General features: G+C 62.0%; 13 protein-coding genes. 4 read left to right on the forward strand and 9 right to left on the reverse strand.

Features of this window, described 5'->3' with window-relative positions; genetic code table 11:
• Window positions 1-9: 9 nt before the first annotated feature.
• Window positions 10-645, forward strand: a complete 636-nt coding sequence (locus tag J1G37_RS16590; protein ID WP_207043441.1) for an XRE family transcriptional regulator — start codon at window positions 10-12, stop codon at window positions 643-645.
• Here the strand turns inward: J1G37_RS16590 and J1G37_RS16595 are convergent.
• The 4 genes from J1G37_RS16595 to J1G37_RS16610 are packed head-to-tail and all read right to left on the reverse strand — an operon-like array spanning window position 642 to window position 6,168.
• A complete protein-coding gene (locus J1G37_RS16595; RefSeq protein ID WP_207043443.1) occupies window positions 642-2,567 on the reverse strand; it encodes an acetyl/propionyl/methylcrotonyl-CoA carboxylase subunit alpha in 1,926 nt (641 codons plus the stop codon). The genes J1G37_RS16590 and J1G37_RS16595 overlap by 4 nt on opposite strands.
• Window positions 2,564-3,370 (reverse strand): gamma-carboxygeranoyl-CoA hydratase, encoded by an 807-nt coding sequence (locus J1G37_RS16600; protein WP_207043446.1) that lies wholly within the window; start codon window positions 3,368-3,370, stop codon window positions 2,564-2,566. The genes J1G37_RS16595 and J1G37_RS16600 overlap by 4 nt, the downstream gene beginning before the upstream one ends.
• 15 nt (window positions 3,371-3,385) lie before the next feature.
• A complete protein-coding gene (locus J1G37_RS16605; RefSeq protein ID WP_207043447.1) occupies window positions 3,386-4,993 on the reverse strand; it encodes a carboxyl transferase domain-containing protein in 1,608 nt (535 codons plus the stop codon).
• Window positions 4,994-5,004: 11 nt separating this feature from the next.
• Complete coding sequence (locus tag J1G37_RS16610; protein WP_207043449.1) at window positions 5,005-6,168, reverse strand: isovaleryl-CoA dehydrogenase; 1,164 nt, start codon at window positions 6,166-6,168, stop codon at window positions 5,005-5,007.
• Between the two features lie 150 nt (window positions 6,169-6,318).
• Between J1G37_RS16610 and J1G37_RS16615 the strand changes: the two genes are divergently transcribed.
• Window positions 6,319-7,956: an AMP-binding protein gene (locus tag J1G37_RS16615; protein ID WP_207043451.1), complete on the forward strand. Its 1,638-nt coding sequence runs from the start codon at window positions 6,319-6,321 to the stop codon at window positions 7,954-7,956.
• A gap of 692 nt (window positions 7,957-8,648) precedes the next feature.
• Here J1G37_RS16615 and J1G37_RS16620 read toward each other — a convergent pair.
• The 3 genes from J1G37_RS16620 to J1G37_RS16630 are packed head-to-tail and all read right to left on the reverse strand — an operon-like array spanning window position 8,649 to window position 10,949.
• Window positions 8,649-9,548: a hydroxymethylglutaryl-CoA lyase gene (locus tag J1G37_RS16620; protein WP_207043453.1), complete on the reverse strand. Its 900-nt coding sequence runs from the start codon at window positions 9,546-9,548 to the stop codon at window positions 8,649-8,651.
• Window positions 9,549-9,564: 16 nt separating this feature from the next.
• Complete coding sequence (locus J1G37_RS16625; RefSeq protein WP_017737716.1) at window positions 9,565-9,957, reverse strand: MerR family DNA-binding transcriptional regulator; 393 nt, start codon at window positions 9,955-9,957, stop codon at window positions 9,565-9,567.
• Window positions 9,958-10,013: 56 nt separating this feature from the next.
• Window positions 10,014-10,949 carry a LysR family transcriptional regulator gene (locus J1G37_RS16630; protein ID WP_017737717.1) on the reverse strand — a complete coding sequence of 312 codons (936 nt, stop codon included), beginning with the start codon at window positions 10,947-10,949 and terminating at the stop codon, window positions 10,014-10,016.
• Between the two features lie 152 nt (window positions 10,950-11,101).
• Between J1G37_RS16630 and J1G37_RS16635 the strand changes: the two genes are divergently transcribed.
• The gene (locus J1G37_RS16635) at window positions 11,102-12,331 is read left to right on the forward strand and encodes an acyl-CoA dehydrogenase (protein WP_207043455.1); all 1,230 of its coding nucleotides are present in this window, start codon (window positions 11,102-11,104) and stop codon (window positions 12,329-12,331) included.
• 120 nt (window positions 12,332-12,451) lie between these two features.
• Here the strand turns inward: J1G37_RS16635 and J1G37_RS16640 are convergent, their stop codons facing one another.
• Together J1G37_RS16640 and xthA are read right to left on the reverse strand one after the other, a co-directional pair.
• The gene (locus tag J1G37_RS16640; protein ID WP_207043457.1) at window positions 12,452-13,783 is read right to left on the reverse strand and encodes a phosphate ABC transporter substrate-binding/OmpA family protein; all 1,332 of its coding nucleotides are present in this window, start codon (window positions 13,781-13,783) and stop codon (window positions 12,452-12,454) included.
• Between the two features lie 214 nt (window positions 13,784-13,997).
• Window positions 13,998-14,810 carry an exodeoxyribonuclease III gene (gene xthA / locus J1G37_RS16645; protein WP_207043459.1) on the reverse strand — a complete coding sequence of 271 codons (813 nt, stop codon included), beginning with the start codon at window positions 14,808-14,810 and terminating at the stop codon, window positions 13,998-14,000.
• Between the two features lie 170 nt (window positions 14,811-14,980).
• Here xthA and J1G37_RS16650 point away from each other — a divergent pair, with 170 nt between their 5' ends.
• A complete protein-coding gene (locus tag J1G37_RS16650) occupies window positions 14,981-15,631 on the forward strand; it encodes a GNAT family N-acetyltransferase (protein ID WP_124528933.1) in 651 nt (216 codons plus the stop codon).
• The last annotated feature ends 25 nt before the right edge of the window (window positions 15,632-15,656 follow it).

A 15,656-nucleotide genomic window follows, 5' to 3' on the forward strand; every position in this document is an offset into this window, starting at 1 on the left:
TCAGGCCCCATGGATAAATGGATAGCGTTGGTCAAAGCCAACATGAAACACCCCAAGGTCACGCAGACCGAGTTGGCCGAGCGCTTGGGCATGACCCAGGGCGGGGTCGGCCACTGGCTGGCCAAACGACGCGTGCCGAGCGTGGCGGACATGAACAGGGTGCTGGCGGAGCTGGGCCTGGGCTACCTGGAGGTCTCGTTGCAGATTCGCGAACGGTCCGCCGAGGAACCCGGCGCGACGAACCACTACAACCCGTATTTCCGCTACCCGGTCAGCGATTGGAGCGGCCTGTGCGAAGCCCGTGAAGAACGTGCCACCTATGGCACGCCACGCTTCGAGCTGACGGATTACCACGCCCAAGGCGAAGCGTTCTGGCTGCCGGTCACGGGCGATGCCATGACCGCGCCCAGTGGCCTGAGCATCAGCGCGGGGATGATGATCCTGGTGGACCCGGCCATCACCGCCGAACCGGGCAAGCTGGTGGTTGCCCGATGGGCCGACAGCCCACAGGCAACCTTTCGCCAGTTGATGAAAGAGAGCGGCCAGCTGTACCTGGTGCCGCTCAATCCGACGTACCCGAAGCTGCTGCTCACCGACGATTGCCGCATCCTCGGCGTGGTGGTGCAGGCCACGGCGAAGTTCTAGCCCGCCGTGTCGAGTTCCACCAGCGCGCAACCTTCAGCAACCATTTCGCCTTCCTGGCAGAACAGTGCCTTGACCACGCCCGCCTGGGGCGCACGTATGCTGTGCTCCATTTTCATCGCCTCCAGCACCACCAGTTGCGTGCCGGCGTCCACGGTTTGGCCGACCTCGACCAGCACCCGCACGATGCTGCCGTTCATCGGCGCCGTGAGGCCACCCTGGTGAGACTGGTTGGCCTCCACCGCCGCAATCGGATCGAACAGGCTGACCGCGTGCACCTCGCCCTCCCAACGCAGGTACAAGGTATCGCCGCTGCGCACCGCCAGATGCGCGCGACGCACGCCCTGGTGCTCGATCCACAATTGTTCGTCGCGCAACGTCGCCGTTTCTGCCGCCAGCGTCACCAGCCGGTCCTGGCCATTGCAGCGCAAATGCAGGGACACCTCGGCAGGCAGCCCGGCACGAAAACCACGGGTGTCAGCCCACGGCCCATCGCCCACCGGCAAGCTCTGCATAAAGGCCGCACCGGCCGCCTGCCAGAACCCATCGCTCAACGCACCCGGCTCTGGCAGCAGTTCATCCTGATAACGCGGGATAAACCCCGTATCCAATTCAGCCGCCGCAAACGCCGGATGGCCGACGATGCGCCGCAAAAAGCCCAGGTTGGTCTTGAGCCCGCCGACGGCAAACTCATCAAGCATGCTCAGCAAGCGCAGGCGCGCCTGTTCACGGTCTTCGCCCCAGGCAATCAGCTTGCCGAGCATCGGGTCGTAGAAGGGCGACACGCTATCGCCTTGGGCGACGCCGCTGTCCACCCTACGCCCAGGACCTGCTGTCGATTCGCGGTACAGCGCCAGGTGCCCGGTCGCTGGCAGGAAATCATTGGCCGGGTCTTCGGCATACAAGCGCACTTCAATCGCATGGCCGACCAGCGGCACCTGCGCTTGCGTGATGGGCAGCGCTTCGCCCTGGGCGACACGAATCTGCCAGGCCACCAGGTCGAGGCCGGTAATTGCCTCGGTCACCGGATGCTCCACTTGCAGGCGCGTGTTCATCTCCATAAAGAAGAATTCGCCGCGCGCATCCAGCAAGAATTCCACGGTGCCGGCGCCGACATAACCGATGGCCTGGGCCGCGCGCACGGCGGCTTCGCCCATGGCCTTGCGCTGTTCAACGCTCAACCCCGGCGCCGGTGCTTCTTCGACGACCTTTTGATGGCGGCGCTGGATCGAGCAGTCGCGCTCATTGAGGTACAGGCAGTGGCCGTGTCTGTCGGCAAACACCTGGATTTCCACATGGCGCGGCTTGAGCAGGTATTTCTCCACCAGCATCTGCCCATTGCCGAATGAGGACAGCGCCTCACGCTGGGCAGAGGCGAGGGCCTCGGCAAGCTGGCTGACCTCCTCGACCACCTTCATGCCCTTGCCGCCGCCGCCCGCCGTAGCCTTGAGCAACACCGGATAACCGATGCGAGCGCAGGCGTCGCGGAATGTTTCCAGGTCCTGGGCTTCGCCGTGGTAACCCGGTACCAACGGCACGCCGGCAGTTTCCATCAGCGCCTTGGCCGCGGATTTGCTGCCCATGGCGTCAATGGCCGAGGCGGGCGGGCCGAGGAAGATCAAGCCGGCCGCCTCAATCGCGCGGGCAAACCCGGCGTTTTCCGACAAAAAACCATAACCTGGATGAATCGCCTGGGCGCCGCTCGCATGGGCGGCGGCGATCAACTTGTCGATTTGCAGGTAACTCTCGGTGGCCTTGCTGCCGCCCAGGTCAACGCGGATATCCGCCTCGCGGCTATGGCGCGCGTCGCGGTCCGTGGCGCTGTGCACGGCCACGGTGGTCAGGCCCATGGCCTTGGCGGTGCGCATCACCCGGCAGGCAATTTCACCGCGATTGGCCACCAGTACGGTGGTGAGTGTGCTCATGAACGCGGCTCCTGGGACTGCCAGCTCGGCGTACGTTTTTGCAGGAACGCACGCAGGCCTTCCTGGCCTTCGGCGCTGACGCGAATCCGGGCGATGGCATTTTCGCAATAGCGGCGCAACGCCGGTGTGAGGGCGCCGTTACCGACTTCGCGCAGCAAATCCTTGCTGGAACGCATCGCTGCCGGGCTGTTTTGCAACAGGTTGGCGACCCACAGTTCGACCTGCAGATCCAACTCGCTGATCGGATAGCTCTCTGCCAGCAAGCCGATCTCCCGCGCCCGCTGGCCGCCGAAACGCTCGGCGGTCAGGGTGTAACGCCGCGCCGCGCGTTCACCGATGGCCTGCACCACGAATGGGCTGATCACGGCCGGGGCCAAGCCAATGCGCACTTCCGACAGACAGAACTGCGCATCATCGGCGCCGATCGCCATGTCGCAGCAGCTGATCAGGCCCAGCGCGCCACCGTAGGCTGCGCCTTGCACCACCGCCAGGGTAGGGATTTTCAACTTGGCCAGGTTGTACATCAGCTCCGCCAGTTCGCGGGCGTCGTCCAGGTTGGTGTGGTAATCCAGCTCGGCCGACTGCTGCATCCAGGCCAGGTCGGCGCCCGCGCTGAAGTGTTTGCCGCGCCCGCGCAACACGAGAAAACGCAGGGAGGGATCGCCCTGCACCTGGTCGAGGGCGATGATCAGTTCGCGGATCATCTCGGCATTGAACGCGTTGTTCTTGGCTTCACGACTGAGCCACAGCGTGGCAAAGCCACGGCTGTCGGTGATCAGTTCGAGGGTGTTGAAATCGCTCATGGGGTACAGCTCCATTTACATGCGGAACACGCCGAAGCGGCTCGGCTCGATGGGGGCATTCAACGCGGCAGAGAGGGCCAGGGCCAGCACGTCACGGGTTTGCAGCGGGTCGATGACCCCGTCGTCCCATAGGCGCGCGCTGGAGTAGTAGGGGTGGCCCTGGGTTTCGTATTGGTCGAGGATCGGCTGCTTGATCGCGGCTTCTTCCTCGGCACTGAATCCCACGCCTGCGCGTTCGGCCTGCTCGCGCTTGACCTGCACCAGCACGCCAGCGGCCTGTTCGGCGCCCATCACGCCGATGCGCGCATTCGGCCACATCCACAAGAACCGTGGGTCATAGGCGCGGCCGCACATGCCATAGTTACCGGCGCCAAAGCTGCCGCCGATGATCACCGTGAACTTCGGCACCTTGGCGCAGGCCACGGCTGTGACCAGTTTGGCGCCGTGCTTGGCGATGCCGCCGGCTTCGTATTTCTGCCCGACCATGAAGCCGGTGATGTTCTGCAAAAACAGCAGGGGAATGCCGCGCTGGCACGCCAGCTCGATAAAGTGCGCGCCTTTTTGCGCGGCTTCGGCGAACAGGATGCCGTTGTTGGCGAGGATCGCAACCGGGTAGCCGTGCAGGTGCGCAAAACCGCACACCAGCGTGGTGCCGAACAGCGCCTTGAACTCATCGAACACCGAACCATCCACCAGCCGCGCGATCACTTCGCGCACATCGAACGGTTGTTTGGCATCGGCCGGGATCACGCCGTACAACTCTTCGCCGCTGTACAACGGCGCCACGGGCGGGCGTTGCAGCAACTGGCCCTGCTTGCGCCAGTTGAGGTTGGCGACGCTGCGCCGCGCCAATGCCAACGCGTGTTCATCGCTGTCGGCATAGTGGTCGGCCACACCGGAGATCTTGCAGTGCACATCGGCGCCACCAAGGTCTTCGGCGCTGACGACTTCGCCGGTGGCGGCCTTCACCAGCGGCGGTCCGGCGAGGAAGATGGTGGCTTGCTGGCGCACCATGATCGCTTCGTCGGCCATGGCCGGTACATAGGCGCCGCCGGCGGTGCACGAGCCCATCACCACGGCAATTTGCGGGATGCCCTGGGCGCTCATGTTGGCCTGGTTGAAGAAGATCCGCCCGAAGTGCTCGCGGTCGGGGAATACCTCGTCCTGGCGCGGCAGGTTGGCGCCGCCGGAATCCACCAGGTAGATGCACGGCAGGCGGTTCTGCTCGGCGATGGTCTGGGCGCGCAGGTGTTTTTTTACCGTGAGCGGGTAGTAGGAACCGCCTTTCACCGTGGCATCGTTGGCGACAATCATGCACTCGACGCCCTCCACGCGGCCGATCCCGGCAATCACCCCGGCGGCGGGCACGTCTTCGCCATACACCTGATGGGCGGCGAGTTGGCTCAGTTCGAGGAACGGCGAACCCGGGTCGAGCAGGCGGTTGATGCGCTCACGGGGCAGCAGTTTGCCGCGTGAGGTGTGGCGTTCCTGGGCTTTCGCGCCGCCGCCTTGTTGCACATGGGCGAGCAGGGTGTGCAGGGCATCGACTTGTTGGCGCATCGCCGCGCTATTGGCGGCAAATTCCGCCGAACGCGGGTTGAGCTGGGTATGCAAGGTGGCCATGGCGCGCTCCCTCAGCGGGTTTCGTTGAAGAGTTCGCGACCGATCAGCATCCGGCGAATCTCACTGGTGCCGGCGCCGATTTCATACAGCTTGGCGTCGCGCAGCAGGCGGCCGGCGGGGAATTCATTGATGTAGCCATTGCCGCCGAGGATCTGGATCGCGTCGAGGGCCATTTGCGTGGCGCGCTCGGCGCTGTAGAGGATCACGCCGGCGGCGTCCTTGCGCGTGGTCTCGCCGCGCTCGCACGCCTGGGCCACCGCGTAGAGGTAGGCGCGGCTGGCGTTGAGTTGGGTGTACATGTCGGCGACTTTGCCCTGGATCAGCTGGAATTCGCCGATGCTTTGGCCGAACTGCTTGCGGTCGTGGATGTAGGGCACGATCAGGTCCATGCAGGCTTGCATGATCCCGGTGGGGCCGCCGGAAAGGACCACGCGCTCGTAGTCCAGGCCGCTCATCAGCACTTTCACGCCGCCGTTGAGCGCGCCGAGGATGTTTTCTTCCGGTACTTCGACGTCATCGAAAAACAGTTCGCAGGTGTTGGACCCGCGCATGCCCAGCTTGTCGAATTTGCTGCTGCGGCTGAAGCCTTTCCAGTCCCGTTCGACGATGAACGCGGTGATGCCGTGGGCACCCTTTTCCAGGTCGGTCTTGGCGTAGATCACGTAGGTGCTGGCGTCGGGGCCGTTGGTGATCCAGGTCTTGCTGCCGTTGAGCACGTAGTGGTCGCCGCGTTTGTCGGCGCGCAGCTTCATCGAGACCACGTCGGAGCCGGCATTCGGCTCGCTCATGGCGAGGGCGCCGACGTGTTCGCCGCTGAGCAGTTGGGGCAGGTACTTGAGTTTTTGCGCGTGGTTGCCGTTGCGGTTGATCTGGTTCACACACAGGTTGGAGTGGGCGCCGTAGGACAACGCCACCGAGGCAGAACCGCGGCTGATCTCTTCCATCGCCACCACGTGGGCCAGGTAACCCAGGCCCGCGCCGCCGTATTCTTCCGGCACGGTAATGCCGAGCAGGCCCATGTCGCCGAACTTGCGCCACAGGTCGGCGGGGAACAGGTTGTCGCTGTCGATTTGCGCGGCGCGGGGTGCGATTTCCTTGGCTACAAAGGACTGCACCTGATCGCGCAGCATGTCGATGGTTTCGCCGAGGGCGAAGTTCAGGGACGGGTAACTCATGGACAGGCACCTTAATGTGAGCTTTGTTTTTGTGTGGGCTGAACGTCGGGGGAGGGCGCTCACCTTTACGTTAACGTAAGCTTGCGTTACGGCGCTGTCAATCGTAGTTTACGTTTACGTCAACCTACAAAAAAGACAACAGGGGTCGTTATGGAACAACCGAATCAGAGCTACAGCCGTGGCGCTCAGGACAAGACCTTGCTGGCCATGACGATTGGCCAGGCGTTCGATCACACCGTTGCGCAATTCCCTGATGGCGAAGCCCTGGTGGTGCGCCATCAGCAGCGCCGCTACACCTGGCGACAACTGGCCGAGACCGTTGACCTGCACGCCCGCGCCTTCCTTGCCCTGGGCATGCAAACCGGTGATCGCCTGGGCATCTGGGCCCCCAACTGTGCCGAGTGGTGCATCAGCCAGATCGCCAGTGCCAAGCTGGGCGTGATTCTGGTCAACATCAACCCGGCCTATCGCAGCAGCGAATTGGACTATGTGCTCAAGCAGTCCGGTTGCCAGTGGCTGGTGTGCGCGGGGGCGTTCAAGACCTCCGATTATCACGCGATGGTGCAGGCGCTGAAGCCGGACTTGCGCGGCCTCATCAGCCTCGACCCCAGCCCGCCGCCGGGCTTCATGCCCTGGTCGCAACTGGCGGCCCTCGGCGCCGGCGTCCCGCCCGAGCAACTGCACAACCGCCAGGCCAGCCTGCATTTCGATCAGCCCGTCAATATCCAGTACACCTCCGGCACCACCGGCTTTCCCAAGGGCGCCACCCTCAGCCACCACAACATTCTCAATAACGGTTACATGGTCGGCGAAAGCCTCGGCCTGACCGCGCAGGACCGCCTGGTGATCCCGGTGCCGCTGTATCACTGCTTCGGCATGGTTATGGGCAACCTCGGCTGCATCACCCATGGCACCACGATGATCTACCCGAATGATGGCTTCGACCCGTTGCTGACCCTCACCACGGTCGCTGAAGAACGCGCCACCGGCCTTTACGGCGTGCCTACCATGTTCATCGCCGTGCTCGATCACCCGCGTCGCGGCGAGTTCGACCTGGCCAGCCTGCGCACCGGCATCATGGCCGGCGCCACGTGCCCTATCGAAGTGATGCGCCGGGTGATCAGCGAGTTGCATATGGGCGAAGTACAGATCGCCTACGGCATGACCGAAACCAGCCCGGTGTCGTTGCAGACCGGCGCCAATGACGACCTGGAGCGCCGCGTCACCACGGTCGGGCGCACTCAGCCACAGTTGGAAAACAAGATCATCGACGTTGATGGCAACACGGTTGCGCGCGGTGAGATCGGTGAGCTGTGTACCCGTGGCTACAGCGTAATGCTCGGCTACTGGAACAACCCCGAAGGCACCCGCGAAGCCATCGACGACGCGGGCTGGATGCACACCGGTGACCTGGCGAGCATGGACGCCCACGGCTACGTGTGCATTGCCGGGCGTAACAAGGACATGATTATTCGCGGCGGCGAGAACGTTTATCCGCGTGAGCTGGAAGAGTTTTTCTTTACCCATCCGGCGGTGGCGGACGTGCAGGTCATTGGTATTCCGGATGAGCGTTATGGCGAAGAGATCGTGGCCTGGATCAAGTTTCACCCGGGCCATGTGGCTAATGCCCTTGAGTTGCAAACCTGGTGCAAGGGGCGCATCGCACACTTCAAGACGCCCAGGCATTTCAGGTTTGTGGAGGAGTTTCCGATGACGGTGACGGGCAAGATCCAGAAATTCCGCATGCGCGAGATTTCGATGGAGGAGTTGCAAACCCACTCTCAATAACACCTCAGGTTTATGGGGGAGCTGGCTTGCCTGCGATAGCGGTACATCCGCCACACATGCAGTGACTGACACACTGCTATCGCAGGCAAGCCAGCTCCCACACAAGCAACTTTCACATTTTGAATCGCGCTGTGTCAGGCAAATGGCTGAATCGCAGAAAGCACAAAGGGGACCCGAGGGTCCCCTTTAATTTGTCGTTGCGTGCTCTTTTTTTATTATTGAGGGGCGGTCTATTGTTGTTTTTGGCAACCGTTACCCTTTACCGCTGTTTTTGGCGACCCCCATCCGGGGTCAAGAGCAAACGTATTTTTTTGAACGCTGATCTGCTTCTTCGCACGCGATCCAACCAGTGGGTAGCTACCTGAGGTAGTTTTATTTTTCTCTACTGGTCGCGGGTTTCGGCATTGCCGTTCCCTGCGAAGCACATCTTCTCCAAAAAAATCTGTTAGCTGCGTCTCTGCCGTGTTGTTTTTGTTATGTCAGAGTCGTTTCGTCTTATTTTTATTAGGTTTGGCGCTTTTTATTCTTGTTATGCCATAGAGATAGCAGAAGCCGTGCCAACTTTTAAAAGTCCTTTAAAATCAATGGTTTGATTTTTGTATAGGTAATTGCCTACGGCAAATGAGACAAAATATGTTCCCGTGTTACTCGATGTGTAGGCAGGCGGTAACACATTGTCACGGCTATGCTACTCAACCGGCGTTACGTGCCTTGGCCACACGCGAGCCTGTTGGCCGACCGAGCACGCGGCTGATTTGTTCGCCCGCGCGGATCAAGGCCTCCAAGTCGACACCGGTCTCGATACCCAGGCCGTTGAGCAGGTACAGCACATCTTCGGTCGCCACGTTACCGCTGGCGCCTTTGGCGTAAGGGCAGCCGCCGAGGCCCGCGATAGAGCTGTCGAACACGTTGATCCCCTCCAACAGGCTGGCGTAGATATTCGCCACGGCCTGGCCGTAGGTGTCGTGGAAGTGCCCTGCGAGCTTGTCCCGTGGCACCTGCGCACCGACCACCTCGAACAGCCGCCGTGTAGCGCCCGCCGTGCCGGTGCCGATGGTGTCGCCCAGGGACACCTCGTAGCAGCCCATCGCATACAGCTCCCGCGCCACCGCCGCCACCTGCTCCGGGGCGATCTGGCCTTCGTACGGGCAACCCAGCACACAGGACACATACCCGCGCACACTGATCCCGTGTTGTTTCGCCGCCGCCATGATCGGCGCAAAGCGTTCCAGGCTTTCGCTGATGGAGCAGTTGATATTGCGCTGGGAAAACGCCTCGGACGCCGCCGCAAACACTGCCACTTCCTTGACCCCGGCGGCCAATGCATCCTCAAAACCGCGCAGGTTCGGCGCTAGTGCGCCATAGGTCACGCCCGGCTTGCGCTGGATCTGCGCAAACACCTCGGCCGACCCGGCCATCTGCGGCACCCATTTGGGTGAGACAAAACTGCCGACTTCGATATAACTCAAGCCGGCCGCACTGAGGGCGTCCACCAACTGGACCTTGTCGGCCACGCTGATGGGCTGGGCTTCGTTCTGCAAACCGTCGCGTGGGCCGACTTCCACCAGGCGCACATGGGAGGGGAGGGACATGGCAGCTACCTTCTGATCAATGGCCAACCTGGCTCATGGTGTGGGCCAGGGCCTGGGTGCAGCGCTCTTCGGCGGTGTCCAGTTCCAGCTTCATTTGTTCGATGTCCAGCAGTTGCTGTTCCAGCTGCTCACGGCGCTCGGCGATTTTGCTGAGCATGCTGTTGAGCTGGATGTGGTTGCCGCTGGTAGGGTCGTAGAGTTCGATCAACTCGCGGCATTCGGCCAGGGAAAAACCGATGCGCTTGCCCCGCAGGATCAATTTGAGGCTGACCTTGTCCCGCGCCGAGTAGATGCGCTCCTGGCCCCGGCGTTCCGGGGCCAGCAGGCCTTGTTCTTCGTAGAAGCGAATGGCGCGGGTGGTGATATCGAGCTCGCGGGCGAGGTCGGAGATGCTGTAGGTGGTGCTCATGCTAGTGCCCGAGAAGATGTCTTGGGCGCTAAGCTAATGGCTGGTTGACGTTAACGTCAAGCTTGCTTGCCATCCAACTTCTTCTCATGCGCCGTCACCTGCTGGCACAACTCAATCATCTGCTCACGCATCCACCGGTTCGCCGGGTCCTGGTCGGTGCTTTCGTGCCAGTACAGGTGGGTTTCCACCGGCGGCACATCGTTGACCGGCAGGTTGAACCAATGCAGTTCATGGCGGCGGGCAAAACGCTCGGGCACGGTCATCACCATGTCGGTCTGCTGCAACACTTGCGAGGCCATCAGGTAGTGCTGGGAGCGCAGGGCGATCTTGCGTTGCAGGCCCATCTTGCCCAGCGCCAGGTCCACATGGCCCAAGCCGTTGCGGCGGCTGGAGATATGAATGTGGGTCAGCCCCAGGTAGTCATCCAGCGTCAGTTTGTCCTTGCCCGCCAGTGGATGGCCCTTGCGCATGGCGCACACGTAGCGGTCTTCCATCAGCTTGACGTGGCGCACCTGCGGGTCGGTGTTGAGCGGCGCATCCACGGCAAAGTCCAGGCGCCCGGCGGCCAGTTCCTTGGTGGTTTCACGGCGCTTGGACAGGAAACTCTCGATCACCACCGTCGGCGCCAGGCGGCGCAGGCGCTGGAACAGCGCCGGCAATATCACCGCTTCCGTGAGGTCGGTCATGCTGATGCGGTAGGTCTTGGCCGCCTGCTGTGGGTTGAAGATGCGGCTTTCCTGCACCGACACCCGCAGCAACGACAGCGCATTACGCACCGGGCCGATGATGTTCTGCGCCATCGGCGTGGGCACCATGCCTTGGGCGGTGCGCACGAACAGCGGGTCGTTGAAGGTTTCGCGCAGCCGCGCCAGCGCGTTGGACACCGCCGGCTGGGTAATGCCGACAATCTGCCCGGCGCGGGTCAGGTTGGCTTCGGTGTAGATGGCGTCGAAGACGATAAACAGGTTGAGGTCGACCTTGCTCAGATTCATATGCATTGCGCTCTTATTGTTAGATGCCGATAGGCCGATCATATATCGGTGATGAATGTTAATACACGCCGAGAATAGGCTAGGTAAATTATCAGCGCTGTTCTAGCATCAATTTCATGACCTAAACAACCTCTCAGAGAAGGGAGCTGCTCATGGATTTCGCCTATTCGCCCAAGGTTCAGGAACTGCGTGAACGCGTCACCGCGTTTATGGACACATACGTCTACCCGGCCGAGCCGGTGTTCGAACGCCAGGTCAACGAAGGTGATCGCTGGCAGCCCACCGCGATCATGGAAGAGCTGAAGGCCAAGGCCAAAGCCGAAGGCTTGTGGAACCTGTTCCTGCCGGAATCCGAACTGGGTGCCGGCCTGACCAACCTCGAATACGCGCCATTGGCAGAAATCATGGGCCGCTCGCTGCTCGGCCCGGAGCCGTTCAACTGCTCCGCCCCCGACACCGGCAATATGGAAGTGTTGGTGCGCTACGCCAACGCCGAGCAGAAACAGCGTTGGCTTGAGCCGCTGCTGCGCGGTGAGATCCGCTCCGCGTTCGCCATGACCGAACCGGACGTCGCGTCCTCCGACGCCACCAACATGGCGGCCCGCGCCGAGCGTCAGGGCGACGAGTGGGTGATCAACGGCAAGAAATGGTGGACCTCCGGCGCCTGCGACCCGCGCTGCAAGATCCTGATCTTCATGGGCCTGAGCAACCCCGACGCTCCGCGCCACCAGCAGCACTCGATGATCCTCGTGCCGGTGGATGCCCCCGGGGTAAAAATCGTCCGTCCGCTACCGGTATTCGGCTACGACGACGCGCCCCACGGCCATGCCGAAGTGTTGTTTGACAACGTACGTGTGCCGTACGAAAGCGTCCTGCTCGGCGAAGGCCGCGGCTTCGAAATCGCCCAAGGCCGCCTGGGCCCAGGCCGCATCCACCACTGCATGCGCTCCATCGGCATGGCCGAGCGTGCGCTGGAACTGATGTGCAAACGCGCCGTCAGCCGTACTGCGTTCGGCAAGCCGCTGGCGCGTCTGGGCGGCAATATCGACAAGATCGCCGACTCGCGCATGGAGATCGACATGGCGCGCCTGCTGACCCTGAAAGCGGCGTACATGATGGACACCGTGGGTAACAAAGTGGCGAAAAGCGAAATCGCCCAGATCAAGGTCGTGGCGCCGAACGTGGCGTTGAAGGTGATCGACCGCGCGATCCAGATCCACGGCGGCGCCGGGGTTTCCAACGACTTCCCGCTGGCCTACATGTACGCCATGCAACGCACCCTGCGCCTGGCCGATGGCCCGGATGAAGTGCACCGGGCGGCGATTGGCAAGTTTGAGATTGGCAAGTATGTGCCTCGGGAGTTGATGCGTAGCGGGCAGTAACACCGCGTCGCCTGCATCGCGGGCAAGCCCGCTCCCACATTTTGAATGTGTTCACAAATCAAAGTGTGGGAGCGGGCTTGCCCGCGATGAGGCCAGTCGCCACAACCCAACCCCCAAGCCTCAGTACACCCAAACCTCCACCCGCCGATTCTTGATCCTACCCTCATCCGCCGTATTCGCCGCCACCGGCATCTGCGCACCAAACCCGCGAATATCCTTCAGCACAACGCCGCTCTTGACCAACTCCCGCCGCACCGCCATGCCGCGCAATTTCGACAGCAACGCCGCCCGCTGCGAGTCATCCTTGGCATCGCCAAACCCCACCAGCGTGACCTGCCGGTCGAGCTTGTCGTGGCCTTTCAGATACGCCACCACCCGTTGCAAATCCTGGCGGGCCTTGTTGTCGAGGCTGGCACTGCCTTCTTCGAAGCGGAAATTCACGGTCAAGCGCTGGGCCTCGCGGGCGATGGCCTGGTAATCCTCAGGCATCGACGAGCGCGCCTGCACGCTCATCGCCTGCACCTGCTGCGCAATAAACCCGCTGGCCGCGACAATCGCCTGGCCCTTGCTGCTCTGGGTAAAGTCCACCAGCGCCTTGGCCCACGGGTTGTGGCTGGACGGCGGCAGGTAGAAAAACAACCGCCGCGACAGCGGGTAATCTTCGGTGGCAATCAAGCTGTTCAACGGCAGCATCGGCTGCGAATCACCGTCGACAATCGCCACCGCCTTGGCCTGGCGCACGTAGAGCAGGCCGATAAAACCAATGCCTTGCGGGTCCTGGCTGACCGCATCTGACAACGCTTCGCTGGACTCGAAGCGTTTGGCCGTCGCCGCCAACGGTTTGCCGCGCAGGCGCAGCACCAGTTCCTTGAAGGTGTCGTAGGTACCGGACTGGTCGTCGCGCGCATATAAATGAATGTCCCCGCCGACACCGCCCAGGGCTTCCCAGGTGCTGATCTCGCCATTGAAGATCTGCGCCAGTTGTTCGGTGTTCAGGGTGGTCAACGGGTTTTGCGGGTTGAGGATGATGGCGAGGCCATCGATGGCGATCACTTGTTCGGCGTTGGGGCTTTTCAGGTCGCCGAGGGGTTCGAGGTCTACCAGTTCACTGTCTTTGATCGGGCGGGAGGACGCCGCCAGGTCGGCAGAGGATTTTTTCAACGCGGTGAAACCGGTGCTGGAACCATGGGCGGCGACTTCGATGCTGACGATCTTGCCCTGGCGCGTCTTTCCGACCACGCGCTGTTCGTTGGCGCCTTGTGCCGGTTCGCTGTGTACCGCCTGCAAACCCTGATGCTCCAGCAGCCCCTTGACCAGCGCCGGCCCGAGCGCCGCGCCAATGGTGTTGGAACCCTGGATGCGCAATGCGGGGCCTTGATCGGGAGCGGGCAGGGAGGCAGCAACGGCGGACAGGGGAAACAGGACCAGCAGGAACAGAACGCGCAGCCTCATGCCGGCACCTTCTCAAGCCAAAGGGAGTGCCGCGAGAATAAGTCAGTAAGGTTTCAGCAATATGACTGACACTCAACAGATCAAAATGTGGGAGCGGGCTTGCTCGCGAATACGGTGGTTCAGTCAAAAATTAGTTGCCTGACACTCCGCATTCGCGAGCAAGCCCGCTCCCACACAAGCCCGCTCCCACATTTAGAATGAGTACAGCCTGCGGTCAGCTCAGCTCAAGCCAGATCGGCGCATGGTCCGAAGGCTTTTCCAACCCCCGCAATTCATAATCCACCCCCGCATCCTTGACCCGTGGCAGCAAGCCATTGGACGCCAAAATCACGTCAATTCGCAGCCCACGCTTGGGCTCGTCCTCAAACCCACGGCTGCGGTAGTCAAACCAGCTGAAACGGTCGGCCACGTCCGGGTTCAGGTGGCGGAAGCTGTCCACCAGGCCCCAGTTTTTCAAGCGTGCCATCCACTCGCGCTCTTCCGGCAGGAAGCTGCACTTGCCGGTTTTCAGCCACCGCTTGGCGTTGTCGGCGCCGATGCCGATGTCGATGTCTTCCGGGGAGATGTTGATGTCGCCCATCACCACCAGCGGCTGGTCATTGCTGAACTGGCTTTCCAACAGCTGTTGCAGGTCTTCGTAGAAGCGCTTCTTCGCCGGGAACTTGGTCGGATGGTCGCGGCTTTCACCCTGTGGGAAATAGCCGTTCATGATGGTGATCGGGTTGCCGTTTTCGTCGGCGAACGTGCCCCAGATAAAGCGACGCTGGGCATCTTCTTCATCGCTGGCGAAGCCTTTGTGCAGGCTCAACGCCGGTTGGCGCGAGAGCAGGGCGACGCCGTAGTGGCCTTTTTGGCCGTGGTAGTACACGTGATAGCCAAGAGCCTGCACTTCGGCCAGGGGGAACTGGTCGTCGTGGACCTTGGTTTCTTGCAGGCCGATCACGTCCGGTTGGTGCTTCTCGATCAGTGCCGCCAGCTGATGAGGGCGGGCGCGCAGCCCGTTGATATTGAAGGAGACGATTTTCATGGTCGGCAGTCCAGTCTTGGCAAAAGGGCGATGCTAGCCGACAAGTCGGACGGGGGCCAGCGTGGCGGTAGGGCAGTTGCACTGCTAATGTCTGGGAACGACTGGAGTCGCGTAGGTTCGTACCCATAAGAACGCCATCCTTTTCAGTGGCGCCCAGGGAGATCAACTGTATGCCGGACACGTCCACTGCCCCCGCCGAAATCCGCCTGCTCAACAGCGGCTATTCCCGCGAGGCTCGCTCCCTGTTGTACCAGGCCTATCGGCATGAGCCGACGTTTGCCTACATCTTCGAGGCCGAACGCCCAGGTTACGAACAGCGCGTGCGCGCCACTGTGCGTGAACTGGTCAAGCAGCATTTTTTCCAGAAGCTGCCCGCCATCGGCCTGTTCGTCAACGACCGCCTGATCGGCATCGCCCTGATCGCGCCGCCGCAACGCCGCCTGGGGATTACCGAGAGCTGGGCCTGGCAACTGCGCATGTGGCTGAGCACCGGCGTACGCGGTACCCGGCGTTACCTGGACTACCATCACGCGGTGCTGGCGTGCCTGCCCGGCGAGGCGGTGCACATGCTGCCGCTGCTGGGCATTCACCCGCAGTTCCAGGGCAAACACTACGGCGAGCAACTGCTGGAGGCCGTGCACAACTGGTGTGCCGAAGACCCGCATTCGTCCGGCGTGGTGCTGGACACGGGGAATTCTCGCTATCTGGAATTCTATAAACGCCAGGGCTACGAGGAGATTGGTGAAGTCGCCGTAGGACCCATCCTGGAACATGTGTTTTTCCACGCCAATCCACAGCGGTTACATGCTGCAACGCCTTGATCCAGAATTATTCAGATAAATCCGG

The sequence above is a fragment of the Pseudomonas sp. Marseille-Q1929 genome (assembly GCF_017316265.1).
Taxonomy (GTDB): Bacteria; Pseudomonadota; Gammaproteobacteria; order Pseudomonadales; family Pseudomonadaceae; genus Aquipseudomonas.